This window comes from Okeania sp. SIO2C2 (genome assembly GCF_010692625.1).
Classification (GTDB): Bacteria; Cyanobacteriota; Cyanobacteriia; order Cyanobacteriales; family Microcoleaceae; genus Okeania; species Okeania hirsuta.
Window position 1 is genome coordinate 1 of the sequence record NZ_JAAHGM010000060.1, and the last position, 20,802, is coordinate 20,802.

Consider the following 20,802-nt stretch of genomic DNA (forward strand, 5'->3'; position numbering starts at 1 on the left):
GTTTGCCTCTCTCCCTGCGCATTTACTAATCTAGCAACTCTACCTTTGCATGTCAACCCCTTTGAGCAAACTTTTTGATTTTTAGTAGAAATATAATCCTTACATCTCATGTCTGGAGAGGTTTTTGACGTTTTAAAAAAAATGTCAAAAAATATTTGATTCAAAAATATCTGCGAAATAATGTCCATTTTGAAATTACTTTATGGACTATTGCTTTTTACTTACAGGAGAAAGGACTAATGCCACATATTTGTTTTGTATGTAGCAACTGAGTTATCTCAAATTTAAGGCCAAATGAAGAAGTTAAGCGTACCTCACTAAATCTAAGAAACGTCATATCGTAGAATATTTTTATTAATGGCTTGACACTCTCACCCTTAAATAAGGGCGATTATAACGGGAGATTCTTGCAAGTGGTGACGCAACGCTAGGCAAAAATAGATTCTCGGGCTAGATAACAAATCAAACAAGTTGAGTTGTCCCCCCGCTACTGCCATCTCCACAAGGTTTACAATAGATAATCATAGTAATGGCCTATAAATGTTATCCTAGGGTAGAGGCAATTTATGTAAGTATCAGGATTGTTGTTAAATGAAAAATTATGCTTGTATTGCTATTGGTATAAATCAATACGAGTTTATTCAACCTCTGAGTTATGCTAAACAAGATGCAGAAGCACTGCATAGCTTTTTGTTAAACGAAACAAATTTTTCAGCAGAACAATGCCTATTATTAACAGACAGTAATTTATTACCAATTTGGGAAAAACCAACCTATCCTAGTAAAGAAAATATACTAGACCTGATAGAAGACTTTTGCCAAAATCAATTACAAAAGGAAAATTTTCTCTGGTATTTCTTTAGTGGTTATGGTGTTGTTCATCAAAATCAAGACTATATAATGCCAATTGATGGTAATCCTAGAGACCCTGAAAATACAGGAATATCAATAACAAAACTACTAGAAACTTTGAAAATATCTCCTACGGGAGAAGTTTTGGTTATGTTGGATATTAACCACAATCATTTAATGGGAATGGATAACCAAGTTGGTGTTCAAACAGTAGAAGTAGCGAGAGAGTTAGAAATACCTCTGTTAATGTCATGTAGTCCACAGCAGCTTTCCTATGAAACTTCTGCACTACGTCTAGGATTTTTTACAGGGACTATAATAGAAGGGTTACGTTATGGGAAATGTACAACACTCAAAGAGTTAGATAATTTTTTAAGTAATCGCTTACCGGAATTATCTGCTCAATATCTACAACCAAAGCAAAACCATCTAATAATGGTAAATTCTGCTGAAAAACTGAATCAGATGATTTTACCTCAAAAAAATTATGATGATTCTAACTCGACGGAAGAAAAAGAAAGTGTAATTGTTGATTCATTAATTGCTTCTACAACAAAAAAACAAGTTTTAAAATCAGTAAAAACTCCTTTAACAAACATTACTAAAGTCAACATGGTGAATGGTAATAAGAGTCATAATCAACAAATTGAATCTCAAATAAATAGCAAAAATAATATATATATAAAAGCAGAAATGTCTGAAAATATTTCTCAAAACATTAATTCTGATAAATATTTTTTACAAAAATTGATTGTAGGAAGTAGTCTAACTTTTCTAGTACTTCTATTAGGCGTATTTTTAACAAATAAGTCTATATTTACAGGAAAACAGGTAGGTGTAGCGACTGTCCCTACTACAAAAACTGAGATGGAGGAAGATGCTTCATCAGAAGTAACTTTATCAACATTACCTGTGGTCTCTTCTTCTGAAGGTCAATCTAAGGAACAAAGTGATATAGCTCAGGATTATAGCAGAAAGCAAGAAGAAAGTCAAGTCCCAGCAAATCAATTAATATTATCTGAAGCTATAACTGAACTTGATTCAGTTACAGCATCTAGTTTTAGTAAAGCAATTATTAAAGCTTCCCAAATTTCTCAAAGCGATCCACTTTATCCTGAAGCACAAAGTCAAATAGAACGTTGGAGTTTAACTATTCTTGATATAGCTAGTGGACGAGCATTCAAAGGAGATTATGATAGTGCAATTAATACAGCTAAATTAGTACCTGTGAATGTCCGATCAATTTATCAAGAAGCACAGTTAGCGATCGCTGAATGGCAACCCCAAGTAACTCAACAAAAAAAAGCTAATAAAGGGTTTAATGAAGCATTACTCAAAACTGCAAAAGAAAAGATTAAACCAGGACTAGCTTCATCTTATATTGAAGCAATTAGTGATGCCCGTAAAGTTCTACCTGGTGGGCCTAAATATCAAGAAGCTCAAAAACTAATTACTCAGTGGAGCAATACTATTTTGAGCATAGCTAAAGTACGAGCCAAAAATAACAACTTAAGTGAAGCTATTTTGGCTGGTGAGTTAGTTCCTTATGGAACACCAGCTTATGGATCTGCTCAAGAAGCACTAGAAGACTGGAAAAACCAACAACAAACAAAGAAAAAAAATTGAACCAATCGTAATAATAAATTATCAATCAATAGGTATCCACTCAATATGATGGGGTCGGTAATGATTTATGGAGGCCAAGACCAGCCAAAGGAATTAACAACAGGAGCGATCAGCCAATAATAGTTGCCAGAGAGGGAATATTCCCTGTCCTCAAAATGTGTTGGCGCAGCCTAGCGGCAGCTATATCGCGTACATATTCAAAAAAGCTCAATCCTAACTTACGAGTATTAGCAACAAGGGACATAAAAGTATCCCAAGAAGCAGTCCCTTCAGTCGTCTGAGTTCCATAACTGATATTGCGTATCCTCACTATAGTCCTAGCAAGAGACTCCGCCGGGTTATTATGTAATGGCAATTCCGGATGCTCTAACACCAACAGAAACTCCGAGATTTTGGTAACAGTTAATCGTTTTCGTTCATCCAATTGCTGATAACCACTCTCAGTAGTTAAAAGTCGTAAAAATTCAGAGCGTAGTCTTTGTGCAGTTGAAAGTGTGGGAGCATCTCTATCAGCAAGCAACTCTCGGTAGTAATCCCAAAAATCATCCAAGAATTGTTCCAGGAGTTTTTGATGATAATAAACCTTGGGAGTTAACTTTTTATAATGTCGTCCCTCATGTATCCAATACAAAGCCAACTCATCAGTTAGTAACTTGAAGGTCGGTGCATCATCACTTATGAGAGTCTTGATGACTGGCCAGTCCCTTTGCTGATGATAAAAAGCGATTGCTGCTGCTTCTAAAATACGTTTACGTTGGAGAAGTCCTAATAATGGTAAATGTCTATCTAGTAGACCATTAAACTCTGTGGAATTCAATACAGTTTCTTGGGGCAACAATTTCAGAGACTTCTTCCATTTATCTGGTATACGTAAGGTCTCCAACAATGAGAAGGTGAAGGGGTTGAGAATAAACTCTAGTTCTTTTCCGTTCAGTAAACCTTGAAGTACACTTAATCGATCTTTATTAGCAGTGGTAAAGTAGACCGTATAAAGAGGGTTACCGAATAATTAATAATTAATAATTATTAATTAAATAATTCAGCTTACTCTTCCTCCCCTTTCAAGGGGAAAAAAAGCGGTCGAGAGATGGCGAGGTCTCGGAGCTGGCCTCCAATCGACCAAGAGAAGAAATAATATTTCCTGATATTCAATCAAGGACGGTTTTAACCAGAGGTAATTATCCATTATCCATTATCAATTAATGAAACACTACATTCGTGGTATAGTTTGCTCTTCCCACTCGGGCTCCTGTTTGGTCAAAGTGCTGCCAGGGAATACTTAATAGTCCTGCTTCATAAATTTCGCTTTTTTCTCTTTCAAAATTTGACTGGTTTTTGATTAATAAATTAGACAAATTCTTCGTCATAGTAGTGATTCATTACTAACAATTATTAATGACATTCTTGATTTTTCTAAAATTGAATCTGGGAAGCTAGAATTAGAAGACCAACCTTTTAATCTCAGAAATTGTGTAGAATCAACCTTAGATTTAGTAGCCTCTCAAGCTGGTGCTAAAGGTTTAGAATTAGCTTATATTATCTATCAAAATACCCCAGAAGCAATAGTAGGTGATGTGACAAGGCTACGTCAAATACTTGCCAACTTACTTTCTAATGCTGTTAAGTTTACTGATAGTGGAGAAGATAAAGATACTACTCTTGCAGAAGTCAAAAAAATTACTGATAATGCTAAAGCTATAAAATTCCAGAACCGTTATCGGACTAAAGATGGTTTGTATCGTTGGTTAGCTTGGAATAGTGTTCCTTTCTTAACAGAAAATTTAATCTATGTAGTGGTACGAGATATTACAGATGAAAAATAAACTTTAGAAAGTATTCTTCATAATCAAGCCAAATTAATAGAAGTAGAAAAAACTGCTGGTATAGGCAGTTGGGAATATGATTTGAATACAAGTCAATTAATATGCTCAGAAACAGATATTAGCGATCACAAAGCAGCAGAAGTAACTCTCAAGCAAAAACTAGAATTGGAAAAACTTGTTGCTAATATCTCTACTAGCTTTATTAATCTTAATGCTAATGAAATTAATAATAGTATTCAAATAGCATTAAAACAGCTTTGTGAGTTAATAGATGCAGAACAGTAAGTAAATTATGCAGTTGGACAAAATCTACAATTAATTTGTTAAAAATTATCGGGAAAATTTTTGTTAGTGCTTTAGAATCTCAAGAGGCAGAATTAGCATTGCGCGAAACTGAAAAACGTTTTAGGATGATGGCTGATACTGCCCCTGTGTTAATTTGGATGTCTGGAACTAATAGTATTTTTAACTATTTTAATCAAAGATGGCTAGATTTTACTGGGCGTAACTTAGAACAAGAAGTTGGGAAAGGTTGGTTAGAGGGAATTCATCCTGAAGATGTGCAAAATTATTTAGAAAATTATCGAGTAAGTTTTTATACCCATCAATCGTTTACTATAGAATATCGCTTGAGAAGAGAAGATGGCAAATACCGTTGGATTTTAAATCAAGGGGTTCCTAGTGCAAAAAGGCAGAAGCCAGGAGGCAGAAGGCAGAAGGGAAGAAGGGTTATTGTACAAGCTTTTGAACCTTTTTTAACTGGTTAGTTATTTCCGCCATCCTGCACTAGATTTAATCTCAATGGTAAGTTTGCTGGTTATATTGGTAGTTGTATTGATATTAGCGATCGCAAAACAGCAGAAGAGCAAATCCAAAATTCTCTTCAAGAAAAAGAAATTTTGCTCAAAGAAATTCATCACCGAGTAAAAAACCTATAATTCATGTAGAAGCGATCGCTCTTAATTTAGAAACTGCAATTCCTTGTGGTTTGTTAATTAGGGTTTGCTGAATAAATCTCAAAAATTTACATAGTCAAGATTTAAGGCATTTTTGATTGGAAATTGTACTTGATTTTGAGCTAAAATACACTCTGATTCGGTGGTATCTATAACTGCACACACCATGTACAGACCAGTAGGCCAAGGTGACACTGCACCAGAAAAATTTGAACTGCCGTTCAATGGCCAACTATCTCCAGACAATCGTTGGATAGTGATGGCTAGTCTAATTCCTTGGCATAAATCCAGATTTTAAATTACAGCGCTTTTCATTTCATTTCAATAGACCACAGTCGGGGCGTTTTGCTCCGCAACATATAAAGTAAAGCGGCAGCTCTACATTAGTAAATGGCCAAAAAGCCCCTACAGGATTTTGGTTATGACGATGTGGTTTATCTATCTGAAAAGCGCTGTAAGGGAAATGGAAAACCTTCACTAACTATCTTTGAGGAACTCCTATCCTTTCTCAAGTCATATCATGTCCGAGCGCAATCATTTGTGTAAACCCAAGGGTGAATATCTACAGGAAATTTAAGTTTTTTTCTTGCTCAATAAATAGCTTTCCTCCCTCTTCCCTCTTCCTTCTTTCTTCTTCCTTCTTCCTTCTTTCTTCTTTCTTCTTTATTCTTCCTTCTTCCTTCTTCCTTCTTTCTTCTTTCTTCTTTCTTCTTTCTTCTGCTATATTATAAATTTTCCGCTCTTTCCAGCAAGGTTTGACTCACAGCTAAATCTACCATTAGTTTTAATTTACGTTTTTCCTGTTCTGCTAAAAGCAATTTCTGCTCTTTTTTCTGATTCTGAATATCAAGATTATGACCAATAGCCACTGGAATACTACCAATTAAAAAATTTATTGGTAAGCTCCCAAAATTTCCATCTCTAATTAAACCAGTAAAACTACTAATCATTATAAAGCTAAACCAACCAAGAGAAATAATATGTTTTCTTGGACGAAATTTTGATGTAGAATTATTAGACATATCTTCCCACTCCAAACATTGAATAAACTTATCTAGGTTCTTCTAGTTAGATCCTTCATGCCATCAGTAAATTCCGGAAATATAGTAGCGATCGCTCCAGTGAAAATTTGGCGTTGTATTAATTCGGGATTAATGATAGTATTGGAGAGAGGAAGTCAAACTAAAAAAGGGCGTTTTTGATTATAGGTATGATATGAATAGATTGCTGAAAGCTATACACTTAATTCAAAATCTAGAAAAATCATACATTCATTTAGCAACGCCCTTCATTTAATTGTTCACAAAACATCAATTATCCATGTTCTTTTGCTTTTGAACTAGAAGAAAATCAAATGTTCCTAAATTAATAAATTAAATATTTCTTCTGCATTCTTCAAAGCATTAGAGGGCTAAATCCATGTTTGACAGATAACCGACCAATTAGTTCCATTTTTTCTACAGTAATTAAATTACGCCCCCAAGAAAAATTAGTATATAACTTTTCAAACTCCAATAGCATTGACTCTGCAAAACAGGCAAACAACTGACGACCAGGCACATCCATATTGACAATGTTCATAATTTTCCAGTCAATATCAAGAGAGTGTTCTACTATTCCACCATTAAGAACATAGATTCCTTCTTGCTGAACTTTAGTCGCCATGTTTTTTGGATAACCACCGTCAATTAATAAACAAGGTTTCTTCAAAAAATTTGGATCAATTTCTACACCCTTGGGCATACTAGCTACCCAAACGATAACATCTGCCAGAGGTAAAGCTGCATTTAATTCTAAAATTTTACCTCGTCCTAATTCCGCTTGTAGATTTTTTAGCCGCTCTTGCTCGCGAGCTATCAATAATAATTCTGCCACTTCTGTTTGAGTATTCAACCAGCGACAGACTCCACTACCAATATCACCAGTTGCCCCGCATACTGCAACTGTTGCTTTTGACAATTCGATTCCTAACTTTTGGGCAGCTTGTTCTACTTGCTGACAGAGAATATAGGCTGTATGAGTATTACCAGTAGTAAAACGTTTAAATTCTAATGTAATATTGCGGATTTGCTGAAATTTTTGCAAGTTAAAATTCTCAAAAATAATTGATGAGAAACCCCCTAAAGCAGTTATATCAATACCATGCTTCTGAGCATGAGCCATAGCATTCATTATTTTGCGAGTTGCTGCTTTGATTCGGCGAGCTGCTAGCATTTCCGGTAGAAAACAAGATTCTACATACTTGCCTTCAATTTTTTGACCTGTGATACTTGTTACTTTAATTGTATCGACTATTTGAGGTGGAGCGCTACACCAGAAATCAAGACCTTGATCTGCATACTCTGGATACCCTAGATCCCTTGCTACTGATTGGGCGTGTTCTAAGCTAGTTAGATGACCAATTAGACCAAACATTAAATTGTAAGTATTATTAGTAAGTTAGTTATTGTTGATGGTGTGTGGAAATCAGAGAGAAATTGGTATATGGCAGTTGGCAACGCCTATATTTTCACTATGAAAAAGTTTTTTGTTAAATGCTACACCATTACTCATTCCTCATCCTAATTTCCATTTTGATTGAAATCAACTATGCAGCAGCCAGACCATAAGCTGACATCCGCATAATTTCTCCAGTTGTAAAGCCAATATTGTTCAAAGCTTCGCCATAAGCAATCATAAAATCTTCAATCAAAGCTTCTTTTTGCATTCCCAGGGTCTTAGCATCTTTTTCCACCTGGTTCAGCATTTTCCATACGAGGGGTAAGTTTTTGCGATTTGCTTCCTGTAGTTCTGCTTTGGAGTCTTGAAAATGCTCTTCTAGCCATACTTCGCCAAAGTTGAGGTGGCTATATTCATCTTTGACTACACCTTCAGTAATTTTCCGAGCAAAGGGGTCGGCCACTGGTATATAGATATTGTAGGCTGCGATCGCAAAGCATTCAATAATTAGAGATTGAATTAGCAAGCAAGTAACTAAATTACCTGTTTTTGTTGCTTCTTGGAAGTTTTTATGTAGTGGCTCAAAAAAACTTTTGGCGAATTCCATATCTGGTGTCACCTTCAGATTTCGGCCACAAGATTGAAAGCCTTTTTTGTGACGATTTTCCATTTTGGAGAGTTTTATGAGCTGATCTTTGTGGTCTGGTAGCATTTCGACCAGACTTATATAATTTTCGTATGCCTCTTGCTCTCCTTCAATCACAATTGCATTAATTCGGCTATAGGCATCTTTGTAAGTGTCACTTTCAAATATTGTTTTGTCAGTTTCACTTTGAGAATCTATGGTAGAAATTGCTTCAAGCTTTGTCATCAGTTAGTTATCTCCTCATCAAAAAATTGCTTTATCAGGGCAAAGAAAAATATTTGGTTTATCTTAACTTAGCTTATAGTTTACTGTACCTACTTTCTAGAATAATTGCCTAGTCTAACTGTAATTTATTCGGTGAATCTGGCCTTAATCTTGGTGAGAACCTCCATTTATGTCAAAAAAAGCTTAGTTTTTAGTATAAATACTTACTCACAATTAAATTATACATCAATCCACTGACCATTTTAACAGAAACACTAAGAAGTCCAGCAAACTCTAGTTAGAGAATGTTGTAAGAGATAGAGACCGATATTATCATCAAAATACAGGCTTAATAGACAGAGTAGTTAGGAGCACAAAACCAGACAACGCTTGTTGCCACTATGCCGAGCACTCACTACTAGCCTGGTTACACAAATGGCCAATAATTCTTTAATCTTCTCTAGGTTAGGACAGTTGAGTTAATTAGAGCTTGCTGATTAATTCTAAAAGTCTTTACAGATAAAGGTAAGTGCCTTTTTAAGTCTCAAAAAGTGCTAGGTTTTAGGTGGTAATGGTTCAAAAATTTAGGATTTTGCTCAAGAGTTGGGCAGAAAAATCAAGGGACGATTCTTCCTACTATCTCCTCTATAATCCCCCGTTACTCCTGACTCCTGATTTATGAATAATGACTACTGACTACTTACTCCTCAACTTACCAAAAGACTTCCATCAGCAAACCCTAATTATTATTCATAAACTTTGGTGCAGATATTAGGGGTTTGCCTCTCTCATCTGTTATGGTCTTTTGATTTTCTTCTCTCAATTTTTGAGATTGGTCTGGAGGTATAGGTATAGTTTGATACTCTACAGCTTCTGGAGTTGGAGTCTGATATTCTGGAGTTGGATTCAGCCAGGTTTGCCAAATTCTAATTTGACTCTGAGCTGAGTTATAAGCAACACTATTTACCGGGATTTTTCTAGCAATCTCAATAGCTAGTGGTACATTTTGATTAACTTCGTCCATAGCGATCGATAAAATTTGTTGACCCCATTGATTAATCAACTGGGAAGCTTCCAATTGCCTAGAACTGTAAGTGGGTACTTTCTGTGCTAGACTGATAGCTTGAGCATAACCATCTACCGTACCTACTGCTGCTGCTTGACGAGCATTCTCTAAACTTTCTTTTGCCTCTTTTTGAGATTGCCACTGTTGTATTTTGGAGTTAGCTTGGGGATATAGAACCCTTCCTTGTTGAATCTGTTGTGCTGTAATAATTGCCTGTTCTAAATTACCTGAGGATGCTAGGCGTTCTGCATTATCAAGAATTGGTTGATCTTGAGAACGTTGAACTCTTTGTGTCCACCTTTGGATTTTCTGTTGAGCTTCCTCATATAGAGTTCTGCCCCTACCAATTTGACTTGCTTCATCAATGGCAGCTTGTATAGAACTAATATCGCCAAAACTTGCTAATTTTTCTGCTTTTTCCAAATAAGGCCGGTCTTCTTGTTGCTGTAGTTGTCTACTCCAATTTCCTATCAAAGTAGTTGCTTCTTGTCCACGGGGGTTATAAGGAGGAACAGTCTGCAATTTAGCGATCGCCACTTTCAAATCGCTAATTCCTCCTGGTTGGGCTAGTTTTTTCCCTTCTTCTATAATCTTGACATCTGCAATTTCTTGTTGCCAAATACTAATTAACTGTTGAGCTTTGCTGTAAAGAGGTCGTTCAGTTTTGAGTTTTTGAGCTTGAGCAATAGCATCTTCTAGTCCCACTATTGTACCCAGATTAGCTGGAGAATGGGCACGAGCTAATAATTCTATATCTTTTACTTTTTCCTCTAGGACATCATTTTCTGGAACTTTATTAACTATCTTGAGTGCTTCTTGCCAATTTCCTTCATTTAGTTCTACTAAGGCCATATCTGCTATTTGTTCGCCCAAATTTAGTATCAACTTTTGAGCGGTCTGATAGAGATAGCTATTTTTTCCAATTGCTTGAGCTTTTTTGACAGCATTCGTGAGATTATCTAGTCCACCTTGTTCGCCTATGTCTCGTGCTTGGTTTAATTTGTCACCTTCTTTGCGAGTTCTTTTTATATCGTTAATTAGTTCCTGATATTTTTTCGTTTCCCAATGTACATTTGGTACTGATAGTAGACGAGAAGCTTCCATGGAAGCTTGGTTCCATTGTTCCTGACGCAGATGTTCTTGAGCTTTCTTATAAGTTGTTTCAGCTTTAGTCCAAGTTTGTTGCCAATTTTGAATCTGTTCTTTGACAACTGGATAAGCTGAAACTTTCTGAGGTACTTTTTGGGCAATTTTAATAGCTTCTTCTAATTTTCCATCTTGAAAAGCTAAATCTCCCAGGGACAATATTTTTTCAGACCATTGTTCAATGTAAACATCAATATTTGGACGCATTGGATGGTCATTTGATAAAACATCTACCAAATTAATTGCTTGAAGTAAACTATCTACTGTGGGAGAAGTAGCTAATATCTGAGCACAATAAAGACGTTTGCTTGCTGATGCGGTTGGCCAATAACTTGCTTCACAATCTGCCTGAGAAGGTAATTTGAATAAGGCTGATATGGCTGTTATACCTGCCCCAGCTGGAACTATTACCAATAGTGCTATCCAAAATAGCCATTTTATCGGCCAAGTATTATTTGCAGATTTTGGGCTTTTTTGCTTAGTTTTTTCTATTCGAGAAACTGAATGTTTTTGCAGAGTGGAAGGTTTGGCCGGATGTTTGTATGTTTGTATCTGACTGCCATTGGATCTAAGTTGCTGCAGTCTTTCTTCGCGGTTTTTCCTACGTTCAGGTAGTTGCCATTGGGTTTGTTTTTTTTGCTTCATCTGGCGTAGTGTCCGTATACGGTCTATTGTTTTGTATTTTTCATTCATATACACTACTTATCCCGAACAGCAAGCAACAGATATATTTCATGTTTAATGACTTTCCGGTTGGTTTAGCCTGTGGGTAGGCCTTTATCTAAAATATTAAATTTAGGCTTCAATTATCTGCGGTTTATATTTATACACTATTTTGGGAAAAGATGCAACCTCAATATGAACAGAAAATTAATTGTTTGAGAAAACAATTAATACCAGGAGGTTTTACAAGTTTTTCAGTTGAAAAAATAAAAACAAAAACTTAGTTTAATCGCTAATATGGAAAACCCATCTTTAATAATATGAAACCTATTTAACATGTATCCTATTTAACATCTATAAATTTATAATTATTATTCGTAATTATCTTTCGTAATTATCTGAAGCATCAGTTTTTACAGAAAAATTAGCCCTCACATTTGATTTTCATTACCGAACCTACGCCTCCCTTATTCTTGTGACCAAGGTATCAAATTGGTTCTATACAGGTATGAATTCAGAAGAAAACGATCTAATTATTTATGTGTTCTGAATTCTTAGAATAAACTTATGAAGATGATTTGTGTAGTTGTCCAACAGGAATTTCTGTGAAGGGTTGTTGTAAGTCCTCAATTAGTTGTATCAGGTCTTGTTTACTAGCTTGATATACTTCTCCACAAAATTCACAGACTGCCTGGGCACCATTGTCTTTTTCAATCATATCTTTTAGTTCATCAACACCAAACATTTTTAATGCTCCTAAAACTTTTTCAAAAGAGCAACCACAGTGAAAACGAACTATTTTACTTTCGGGAAATATATTTAAGTCCATGTCTCCCAAAAGTTGTTGCAAAATTTCTGGTAATGTTTTGCCAGCTCGAAGCAATGGAGTAAACCCTGAGAGGGAGGCTATACGAGATTCTAAGGTTTGAACTAATTCTTCATCTATGGCTGCTTTGGGCATAACTTGTAACAAAAGTCCTCCTGCTGCTTGTATACCCTCTGTATCTACAAATACTCCTAGCACTAAAGCGGATGGTGTTTGTTCTGATACAATTAAGTAATGAGCAATATCATCTCCAATTTCTCCAGATACTAACTCTACTGTACTGGAGTATGGGTAGCCATAACCTATATCTCTTACTATATACAAGAAACCTTGGTTGCCTACTGCTTTTCCTACGTCCAATTTGCCGATTTGATTTGGTGAAAGCTCAATTGTAGGGTTATCTACATATCCTCGTACTGTTCCATCTAGTCCTGCATCAACAAGAACTCCTCCTAAAGGACCATTGCCTTGGACACGAATGTTGACTCTTGATTCGGGAGTTTTCATACTAGAAGCTAATAATAGTCCAGCAGCCATTGTGCGGCCAAGAGCAGCAGAGGCCACCCAAGAAAGTTTATGTCGTTGTCTTGCTTCTTCAGTTAAGCGGGTGGTAATTACACCAACAGCACGAATGCCACCTTCTGCTGCTGTCGCTCTAATTAGTCGATCTGCCATTGAAGTCCTTACATTTCTTAATAATTAGAATTGTCTTTATCATAACTCTGTTGGAATATTCCTGTTAAGTTTGTCAGATATTTATTATAGATGTAAGTAATGGTTATACATAATTTATTCCCTAGTTTTTGTATTAGTTTTATGCTTATTGTGTTAGTCTAAGTTGTTAGATATAATGATATATTATAGATAGTATTATTCAGTCATGAAATTCACGATGAATATTATCTTGAGAAATAATTTTTTGCTAGAATACATACTAATACATCATAAAAAATAAGTAAATTTGTAGCAAAAATTTGCTTTTTTTATCTCTAATTATTGGTAAATAATGTTAGGCTAGATATTTGTAATTTTCTAGGTTTGTTCGCTCAAAAGATACCAAGTATAAATTCAAAAATTATATTACTATATTGTTATGTTAGGTACTTTCCAAAAAAGCCATTTGCGGATTGAGATTGAAGCTACTGAAGCTACGATCAGAGAGAGTTTACTATGTTCATCTCAGTTACAAACATGGTTGTGGCCTCAACGCTTTTCTCCTGGACTACCAGAAAAATTGTCTCAGGGTTTAGAGTTTAAAAGTATGGTTGGCCTAATAGAAATTAAACATTATGTTGATGTAGTAGGGTCAAATTGTTTGAGGTTGTTACTTAGTCAAGGTATTGATGGATTTCACGAGTGGTATTGGGGAGATGGTTGGATACAATCTCGTTTAGAAGGAATATCTATGTTGCCTCTAAATTTAGGTCAGACTTTTAGTTTAGTTCGCTTGCGAGAGTTTTTAGCTACACCAGAAAAAGCTGTTAAGTTTTAAGTTATTAATTCTTAAAATATGGCAATTATTTCCATTTACAGTAAATTGCAAGTATAGCGCTACGCGTAAGGCAACAGGCAATAGGCAATAGGCAATAGGGAAATCAAAAGGGTTTCAGCTTCTATTGATGTCAAAAACCTTAATGCGTAGTGCTATATATACAGTTAAAGACATTAATAATAATACTTTTTTAATGCAGGAATCTTGCTCAGCATTGGTGCACCTTAACTTATATGAAATCTGCTGTATTTTTTATTTGGTTTTGACCTATTCAGGATTGCTGTACTAAGTTATTATATCAAGTCTCATTAATTAGCCATAATAAAAATGTTATTCTCTCTCAAGAGAATATTTTTTCCATTTGTCATGGGGAGCAAACAAATTTCCTATTGTTCCCTGCTCCCTACCCCCTAAATTTTTCCGAAGTGGTTATTTAGGGTTTGCTGATTAAATCTAAAAGCATTTACATATAAAGGTATTAGCATTTTTTAGTTGAAAAAAGTCCCAGCTTTTAGGTCGCTTAGGTTCAAAAAATTAGCATTTTAGGCGCATAGTTGCGCAGAAAAATCAAGGGACTATTCTTCTTCCTACCTCCTCTATAATTCCCATTTCTCCTGACTCGGTCCTCCTGACTCGGTCCTCCTACCCTCACCCATAAGACTTTTTCAGCAAACCCTATTTAAAGAGATATAGCAATCCTATTTTATTCGTGTAAAAAATCTTACTGCTTTTTAGGGAACACTTAACTGGGAACACTTAACTGGTAAGAGTTTCAGTTTTTTTATTTACTTTTTGATTACCCGCAACCTATTTAGGATTGCTATATGATATTAGCTATTTTTCGCCAACCGCTATTAATGCTAAAAACAATTAAAAGCAATGGCTTAAAATAATCAAATTTATAATTTTATTTCTCTCGAAGCTATAACAATTAAATTATATTTTTCCTGAAAAATATAGCGTTCGGGATTAATTTAAAACTTACCTTGAGGCTGAGAAACTGCTATTAAAATAGCGTTATGTATAAACAAGTCTAAAAAAGTTTTCCCTATCCATTTAGCAGTAATAGTTATCCGATAAAACTGACTTCCCCTTTCATAAGTTAGTAATTCTGAAAATACACCCATTAACCCTCTATTCAAAGCAGCTTGAGCTAATAGAAAACCACTTTGTTCCTGGCTAACTATATAATCATTGACATGACCCATATCTAAGTGAGAGCCATATTCACGGTTAAGTAATTCAGCACAGGTATAAACATTTGGATTTAATTTTTCTGCTGTTAAAGCTGCTAAAATTTTCCGAGCATCTGCATTTTGATCGCTACGACCATGGGTTTTATCACACAAAATAATACAAGTTTCAGCTTGACGTATACCTGCTTTTTCTAAAGCAGTAAATTTGGTAAAATCGTCTTTGAGAAATTGTATCCGAAATTTTAGATCTGGGGCAATAAAATTAGGTTCATCATTAAATTCAGCTATTACAATAATTGGTATTCCTTTGCTTTGACCAGCAGCTTTAAATTCTCTAACTATAATCTCAGCTTTGCGATTCCAACCACAAATAATTGTATGATTACTAAAGCTTTCCCAGTCCACAATATCATCCTCTCTACGGATTTTATCTACCATAAATGCTGATACTTTTCCAGTCAACATAGCAAAGATAGTAACATTCATAAACATGACAAACACTGCAACTATTTTTCCTCCTAATGAGGATGGTGAAGCCGGAATTGGTTCGCCAGCAAATAGAGAATAAACACTAAACCAAAATCCTTCTTCTAAGGAAGTGAAGTCTGGGTTACTACTACTTTCAAATACTAGGATAGCAACACTACCAAACATAATAGTTCGTAGCAGTAGTCCAACAACGATTAGGTATTCTTTAATTCCTCTTTGTAAGATATAAAGAAAGGTGCTGGCATAACGGTTGAAAAAACCAGGTAACCTGAGTATTCTTAGTAAGCGTAATAGTCGTAAAGCTCTAATCGATCTGAAGACTCTTAGTAATGGTAATATAGCTAGTATGTCTAACCAGTATTCTTGAAAATAAACTTTTTTATTAGGGGCAACTATAAACCAGAAGCTTAATTCTATAACAAATAATATAGTGAATATTTTACTAAATGTATTACATATTAATAGATAGGGTTATTTTTCAGGTATAGATAATTCTACTATGGTTAATATAACGGACAAAATTATGATTATACCAATAGTAATATTTACTATTGGTAGTTGCAAAAAAGGTTGTAGATAAGGCTGGAAATTGTGTTTTTTTAATAGGAATAAAAGACTAGAATTTGAATTAGTCATAAATCAATAGACATCTCCAGAAAAGAGGGAGCAGGGAGTAGGCAGTAGGCAGTAGGGGGAAATAATTGATAATTGCTGTGTGAGAATTGATTTTATTTTTGATTTTTGGAGATGTTTAATATAGAAAAAAACACTTGTTAATATATTCTACTTATTAATACATTATTCGACTATATATAGTGCTTATCAAGTTACTGAGATACTGTTGTTTTTCTTCTTTTCTGTCTTGATGCGCATTCCCTGTGGTCTGTCTCCGACGCGGGGTCGCATCGTTATTCCCTGTTTCCCGCATTAATACTCATTACTGCCTGAAACAAGCGAATTTTGTATTTCACGGTTCTTGGGAATTGCTATATATGAATATTAAGCAACCATCAAAATTTTTATAACAGCAGTAGCTTGTTGATGTAATAAACCATGATTTTGATTTTCTAATTTTTATTTTTGGAGAAAATTATTGGAGTAAAAATTAGAAAGCTTTTTGTGATATTTAGTCTCCTAGTTTTTGCTTAAAATTTGGATAGGTACTATGGTCGTTGATATTTACTATGCGACTTTCATCGCCTGTTGCTGTGATATTTTCATAGATTCCTTGGTCTCTTTTTACTAATTTACTAAATCCTTGACTTTTTAAATCGCTGATGCCTGTTTCTACTATTATTCTAGGGGCACTAATCATACGTTTAACAGGAGTGTCTTCTGGGGTGTCACCAAGGTCGCATTTAGCTAATTTACATAACTGGCCCCAAGTTGTAATATTTTCATTTATACTGTGCCAAACTTCTAGTTTTTGCTGATTAGTTGGACAAAAATAATCGTATACAGGCATAGTAATAGTTCTTGCAGTAAAAGGCTTAGTTTTTAATTATAGATGATGTTAAAGTGTTTCCAGATGTTATAAACAGAAAATTAATTTTTTGAGAGATGATGAAGAATAGTGACCGTGAATCAAGAGAGTTTTTAGTAGGAATAAATTATAGCCTAATATCTACAACTCATCTATAAACACTATCTATATGTTATATCAATTTAAAAAAAGAATCCTACAAAAAAAAGGCTGAAAATTAGGCATAAAAAGAACTTATCTAATCCTATAAGCAACCTATTTCGATTGCTTTTTCTTCTTTGATCTTTTCTATGATGGGTTTAATACCTTGCCTTGCGGAATAATTAAGGTTTAAAGCCTCTTCTTTAAAGGAGAAAAAGCGGTCGAGGGATGGCGAGGTTTCCTCGCCATATCCAATCGACCAAGAGAAGAAAAAATTTTCACGCTCCGCGTCAATGCTATTCTTTTCAAGGAGAGGTAATTGTTAATAATTAATAATTAATTATTAATTATTAATTGTTGAAAGGGGGGTGCTTAGAGCTGATTTGTAAACTTAGCTAAAACCCTTATGTAATCTAACTCTCAGGAATTTAGGTATTATTGGGCTATAACTCCAAAAACCTTTGTATTGCAAGGAATTCAGCCTCTTAATATTTACTTAATAAATCAGCTATTAAAATTGGTTGGGGTTATAAGATACGAAGTGACGTTTAGAATAGATCCTGGTCTAATTTTCCCTCCTGCCTTCTGCCTTATTCAAAATTTGTTTATTACTTATTCTTACTTCCCTCTTACTTCTTCCTTAGTCATAGATGTGAGGTTCTATACTTTTTGTCTAAGATTAATCTGGTAAATTAATTAAGCTTAATTATTATTTTCAAGAGTATTTATAAAGTGCTATCAAACTAATTTATTTTTTTTGTGGCAATCCAGCTATGATAGTTGAAATCGATATTTGATGCTAATATAAAATCTATAATATACAGGAATCAAATAATGTTAAGGAGAATTAATTAATGAGTGATTTTAAAGTAACACCACAAAGCGAGCTAACTACCAGTCAAATGTTAGAGAGATACAATTTAGACGATGAAATAACTCTAAAACGTTGGGCACAATTACATGGTATTGACAATAATCGTGGTTACTACAATCCAGATGAAGTGGATCTAATAGATCATGTACATCATCATATTTATAATCTTGGCATGAGTATTATCGATTATCAAAGTTTTATAGATCGTCGTCAAATTCCAACACAAAAATTTACTCAGGAAAATGGTGAAAATATGATGGAAAATAATATTTATACAAATGTAAGTAATTCGGCAAAAAAACATCAAGGAACAGAAAATTTTGTTTGTAATGATTATGATGCAATAAATAAGACTTCAGAGGAAATTAATAATGAAGAGTATGCAGCCATAGAGATGTTAAAAAAGCAGTATTCTGAAGCAATTGATTTAATGGGAGAAAAAATAGCTGACCATTTTATAGATGAATTAGATGTATCTGTAATGCGACATCTTATTAAGAAGGTAAAAGAGCGTCAAAGACTTAATGGTAAAGTTTCATCAAATCGTTTTCTGAAAACAATTAAAGCTGTTTTACAGCCTCAAAATGGTAATTTTCTTGTTCCTAAAGATAATGAGGATGAATCTAGTATTGAACTAGAACAAAATCATCGACTTGGTTAGTTAATTTGTTTAGCACTAGTTTACTGTTATTGGGATGGGTTTTACATCAGGTTTTTTTGAGGTTAGATTGAATCTTTTGTTAAACCTAATACTCCTCATAAATAGTAGGAATAGAGTGTTATTCTGATCAAGATAGCAATCTTATTGAAGATAGCAATCTTCTTCAATTTGTGAAATATTTTAGACTTTGAGGGAACTGAGAACAATCAAATTACTATGAATGATTTAGGATTCCTGAAAATAGTAATTGATTAGATAAAAGCTTAGACTCTGGCTTAATGCTTCCTTGGTTAGGACTCCCAAACTTTAGTAAAATATGAAGGCTAAAATAGAAAAACTCTAACTAGCTAGATACTTATAATTTTTTTTGTATTGCTATGAATTATAAACTATAAAAAAAATGATTAAATCTTGGATGATAATTGGTGCGGTTACTTTCTTAATAGCATTCAGTAGTAGTATTTTTACGCCGTCTAGAGGTATCCAATGGTTTAGACATCTACAACGACCTAATTGGTTAACTTTTGAAAGAGCAATTCCTATCATTTGGACGATAATTTTTATTTGTGGTGCTTGGTCTGCATATATTATCTGGGAACAGGATCCAGGAACTAAAAAAACTTGGTTATTAATGGCATTATATTTATTGTTAGAAATTGTGACAATAGCCTATACACCTGTGATGTTTTGGATGCAAAATTTGAAGGTAGGAACAATTATTGGAGGAACGGGTTTTGTATTAAGTATGATAGTAATTTTGACTGTCTGGCAAATTAATAGTTGGGCTGGAATATTATTATTACCTTATATATTTTGGAGTCCAATTGGTACTTATACTACTTGGGAAATGAATCGTATTAATTCTGAAAATCAGTAAGAGTAACTAATTTTTAGTGTTATATCAATTACGGGAAACTTTGCTGGACTTAAATTTTTAACTACTATTTATTTATTGCTGAATTTATTGAAGTTAGTGGGGAGTATTTAATAGTTATGATGATGGTGATGGTGATTTTTTGACCTTGCCTGGATAGGATGAAATTTGTTCATTTTGTTGGTAGCGATCGCCAAGGAATGAAGGAATAAAATCAAGGCTAAATTATCTGAGGAATTTTTTGAGCAAAAATCATAAGTAAGTAGTTGGATAGATAACGGTAATATCTCTTTTGACACGAGAATCATAAAATGTTTGATGATTTGTTCTGACTAAATAAAGAACAAAAATATTTGGGGTGAATTTTCTTTTTTTTCAGCAAAGGTAGTTGAATTTGTTGCAGTTACTGTGGAGTATTTAATAGTTATGATGATGGTGATGGTGATTTTTTTGCCTTAGCTAGGTAGGATGAAATTTGTTCATTTTATTTGTAGCGATCGCCAAAGAATGGAGGAATAGAAGTTGCTTTATAAGTTCGCAAAATCAAGGTTATGACCGTAGTAGGATTTTTGAGAAATGGTGTTATACCAATTTTATGTGAGGTGGCACAGAATTATGAAATTTATTAACTTGTCTATCTCGATCTAGGGTCAACCCCGATCGAAATATTATTTTATGTAACTTAGAAATGAATTTGCTATAAAGACTATGGCTTTAACGAAGTCAGAAGTCAGAAGTCAGAAGTCAGAAGTTATTTTTGTAACGGGGATGTGTGAGCAACTCTCCAAAAATATTGCACCTTAAAAGGTGGGGTTGCGCGACCCATATTATTTTGATAAATGTACTAACTCAAACTTTTTTTTCTAGATTTAATACCACTGATTCAAATTTATTTAATGGTAAGTTTCTTATTGAATAATTAAAGTTTAAAGCCTCTCCTTTAAAGGAGAAACAAGAAAAAATTTTCCCTACCGCGTCAATCTTCTTCCTTTTAGGGAAAAGTAATTATCAATTATTAATTATCAATTATCAATTATCAATTATCAATTATTAATTATCAATTATCAATTATTGAAGAGGTTTATCTATGCTGATTTTTACTTCTTATTTAACTACTGCTTTTTTGTTTTTTGTGATTTATCCTAGATATTTTAATTTCCTTTCTTCGAGTTTTTCATAAAAGTTGTGTTATTGCCATAACCTGCATCAATGAAAACTATTCCCGAACTATAATCTATGTTGAAGATACGGCCTACTAACTCTAATTGAAAAACATAATCAACGGATATTTTCTTGTGTAAACTTTCTCATAATAATGATCGGACAATCTCATAATTGCTATCGC

Annotated in this window: 17 protein-coding genes and 1 pseudogene; 9 read left to right on the forward strand and 9 right to left on the reverse strand. The window is 34.1% G+C overall.

Features of this window, described 5'->3' with window-relative positions:
- Positions 1-591 precede the first annotated feature (591 nt).
- A complete protein-coding gene (locus F6K18_RS29290) occupies positions 592-2,478 on the forward strand; it encodes a caspase family protein (RefSeq protein ID WP_287526110.1) in 1,887 nt (628 codons plus the stop codon).
- A gap of 109 nt (positions 2,479-2,587) precedes the next feature.
- Here the strand turns inward: F6K18_RS29290 and F6K18_RS29295 are convergent, their stop codons facing one another.
- Positions 2,588-3,361: a hypothetical protein gene (locus tag F6K18_RS29295; protein WP_287526112.1), complete on the reverse strand. Its 774-nt coding sequence runs from the start codon at positions 3,359-3,361 to the stop codon at positions 2,588-2,590.
- 478 nt (positions 3,362-3,839) lie between these two features.
- Here F6K18_RS29295 and F6K18_RS37400 point away from each other — a divergent pair.
- The 4 genes and pseudogenes from F6K18_RS37400 to F6K18_RS29315 form a co-directional block, all read left to right on the forward strand.
- A pseudogene (locus F6K18_RS37400) lies at positions 3,840-4,121 on the forward strand (histidine kinase); the annotation flags it as partial.
- 261 nt (positions 4,122-4,382) lie between these two features.
- Positions 4,383-4,586: a hypothetical protein gene (locus F6K18_RS29305; protein ID WP_287526113.1), complete on the forward strand. Its 204-nt coding sequence runs from the start codon at positions 4,383-4,385 to the stop codon at positions 4,584-4,586.
- Positions 4,587-4,621: 35 nt separating this feature from the next.
- On the forward strand, positions 4,622-5,068 hold the full coding sequence (locus tag F6K18_RS29310) for a PAS domain-containing protein (RefSeq protein WP_287526115.1): 447 nt from the start codon (positions 4,622-4,624) through the stop codon (positions 5,066-5,068).
- A gap of 355 nt (positions 5,069-5,423) precedes the next feature.
- On the forward strand, positions 5,424-5,555 hold the full coding sequence (locus tag F6K18_RS29315; RefSeq protein WP_287526161.1) for a hypothetical protein: 132 nt from the start codon (positions 5,424-5,426) through the stop codon (positions 5,553-5,555).
- A 427-nt stretch (positions 5,556-5,982) separates the two neighbouring features.
- On the opposite strand, the gene F6K18_RS29320 is transcribed toward F6K18_RS29315, so the two are convergent.
- Positions 5,983-6,279 (reverse strand): hypothetical protein, encoded by a 297-nt coding sequence (locus F6K18_RS29320; RefSeq protein WP_124143831.1) that lies wholly within the window; start codon positions 6,277-6,279, stop codon positions 5,983-5,985.
- Between the two features lie 57 nt (positions 6,280-6,336).
- Here F6K18_RS29320 and F6K18_RS29325 point away from each other — a divergent pair, with 57 nt between their 5' ends.
- Positions 6,337-6,459 (forward strand): hypothetical protein, encoded by a 123-nt coding sequence (locus tag F6K18_RS29325; protein ID WP_287526117.1) that lies wholly within the window; start codon positions 6,337-6,339, stop codon positions 6,457-6,459.
- A 193-nt stretch (positions 6,460-6,652) separates the two neighbouring features.
- On the opposite strand, the gene F6K18_RS29330 is transcribed toward F6K18_RS29325, so the two are convergent.
- The 4 genes from F6K18_RS29330 to hslO all read right to left on the reverse strand — a co-directional run bounded on the left by F6K18_RS29330 (position 6,653) and on the right by hslO (position 12,922).
- A complete protein-coding gene (locus F6K18_RS29330; RefSeq protein WP_287526119.1) occupies positions 6,653-7,672 on the reverse strand; it encodes a long-chain acyl-[acyl-carrier-protein] reductase in 1,020 nt (339 codons plus the stop codon).
- A gap of 172 nt (positions 7,673-7,844) precedes the next feature.
- Positions 7,845-8,567, reverse strand: a complete 723-nt coding sequence (locus tag F6K18_RS29335) for an aldehyde oxygenase (deformylating) (protein WP_287526121.1) — start codon at positions 8,565-8,567, stop codon at positions 7,845-7,847.
- 718 nt (positions 8,568-9,285) lie between these two features.
- A complete protein-coding gene (locus F6K18_RS29340; RefSeq protein ID WP_287526123.1) occupies positions 9,286-11,451 on the reverse strand; it encodes a hypothetical protein in 2,166 nt (721 codons plus the stop codon).
- Positions 11,452-11,986: 535 nt separating this feature from the next.
- Positions 11,987-12,922, reverse strand: coding sequence for an Hsp33 family molecular chaperone HslO (gene hslO, locus F6K18_RS29345; RefSeq protein ID WP_287526125.1), 936 nt, complete (start codon positions 12,920-12,922; stop codon positions 11,987-11,989).
- 418 nt (positions 12,923-13,340) lie between these two features.
- Here hslO and F6K18_RS29350 point away from each other — a divergent pair, with 418 nt between their 5' ends.
- Positions 13,341-13,739, forward strand: a complete 399-nt coding sequence (locus F6K18_RS29350) for a hypothetical protein (RefSeq protein WP_287242519.1) — start codon at positions 13,341-13,343, stop codon at positions 13,737-13,739.
- 974 nt (positions 13,740-14,713) lie between these two features.
- On the opposite strand, the gene F6K18_RS29355 is transcribed toward F6K18_RS29350, so the two are convergent.
- Both F6K18_RS29355 and F6K18_RS29360 read right to left on the reverse strand, forming a co-directional pair.
- The gene (locus F6K18_RS29355; RefSeq protein WP_287526159.1) at positions 14,714-15,883 is read right to left on the reverse strand and encodes an ion transporter; all 1,170 of its coding nucleotides are present in this window, start codon (positions 15,881-15,883) and stop codon (positions 14,714-14,716) included.
- Between the two features lie 667 nt (positions 15,884-16,550).
- Complete coding sequence (locus F6K18_RS29360; protein ID WP_287526127.1) at positions 16,551-16,889, reverse strand: zinc ribbon domain-containing protein; 339 nt, start codon at positions 16,887-16,889, stop codon at positions 16,551-16,553.
- Positions 16,890-17,902: 1,013 nt separating this feature from the next.
- Between F6K18_RS29360 and F6K18_RS29365 the strand changes: the two genes are divergently transcribed.
- Together F6K18_RS29365 and F6K18_RS29370 are read left to right on the forward strand one after the other, a co-directional pair.
- Entirely contained in the window at positions 17,903-18,583 is a 681-nt protein-coding gene (locus tag F6K18_RS29365; protein ID WP_287276533.1) for a hypothetical protein, read from the forward strand.
- 400 nt (positions 18,584-18,983) lie between these two features.
- Positions 18,984-19,460, forward strand: a complete 477-nt coding sequence (locus F6K18_RS29370) for a TspO/MBR family protein (RefSeq protein ID WP_287526130.1) — start codon at positions 18,984-18,986, stop codon at positions 19,458-19,460.
- Positions 19,461-19,567: 107 nt separating this feature from the next.
- Here the strand turns inward: F6K18_RS29370 and F6K18_RS29375 are convergent, their stop codons facing one another.
- A complete protein-coding gene (locus F6K18_RS29375) occupies positions 19,568-19,765 on the reverse strand; it encodes a hypothetical protein (RefSeq protein ID WP_287526132.1) in 198 nt (65 codons plus the stop codon).
- Positions 19,766-20,802: the final 1,037 nt, after the last annotated feature.

Bases quoted from the DNA above. Each gene is read 5' to 3' on its own strand.
- F6K18_RS29325 (WP_287526117.1), top strand. From the start codon at position 6,337: ATGCCATCAGTAAATTCCGGAAATATAGTAGCGATCGCTCCAGTGAAA.
- hslO (WP_287526125.1), bottom strand. From the start codon at position 12,922: ATGGCAGATCGACTAATTAGAGCGACAGCAGCAGAAGGTGGCATTCGT.
- F6K18_RS29320 (WP_124143831.1), bottom strand. From the start codon at position 6,279: ATGTCTAATAATTCTACATCAAAATTTCGTCCAAGAAAACATATTATT.
- F6K18_RS29350 (WP_287242519.1), top strand. From the start codon at position 13,341: ATGTTAGGTACTTTCCAAAAAAGCCATTTGCGGATTGAGATTGAAGCT.
- F6K18_RS29375 (WP_287526132.1), bottom strand. From the start codon at position 19,765: ATGATTCTCGTGTCAAAAGAGATATTACCGTTATCTATCCAACTACTT.
- F6K18_RS29335 (WP_287526121.1), bottom strand. From the start codon at position 8,567: ATGACAAAGCTTGAAGCAATTTCTACCATAGATTCTCAAAGTGAAACT.
- F6K18_RS29365 (WP_287276533.1), top strand. From the start codon at position 17,903: ATGAGTGATTTTAAAGTAACACCACAAAGCGAGCTAACTACCAGTCAA.
- F6K18_RS29315 (WP_287526161.1), top strand. From the start codon at position 5,424: ATGTACAGACCAGTAGGCCAAGGTGACACTGCACCAGAAAAATTTGAA.
- F6K18_RS29330 (WP_287526119.1), bottom strand. From the start codon at position 7,672: ATGTTTGGTCTAATTGGTCATCTAACTAGCTTAGAACACGCCCAATCA.
- F6K18_RS29290 (WP_287526110.1), top strand. From the start codon at position 592: ATGAAAAATTATGCTTGTATTGCTATTGGTATAAATCAATACGAGTTT.
- F6K18_RS29340 (WP_287526123.1), bottom strand. From the start codon at position 11,451: ATGAATGAAAAATACAAAACAATAGACCGTATACGGACACTACGCCAG.
- F6K18_RS29370 (WP_287526130.1), top strand. From the start codon at position 18,984: ATGATTAAATCTTGGATGATAATTGGTGCGGTTACTTTCTTAATAGCA.
- F6K18_RS29360 (WP_287526127.1), bottom strand. From the start codon at position 16,889: ATGCCTGTATACGATTATTTTTGTCCAACTAATCAGCAAAAACTAGAA.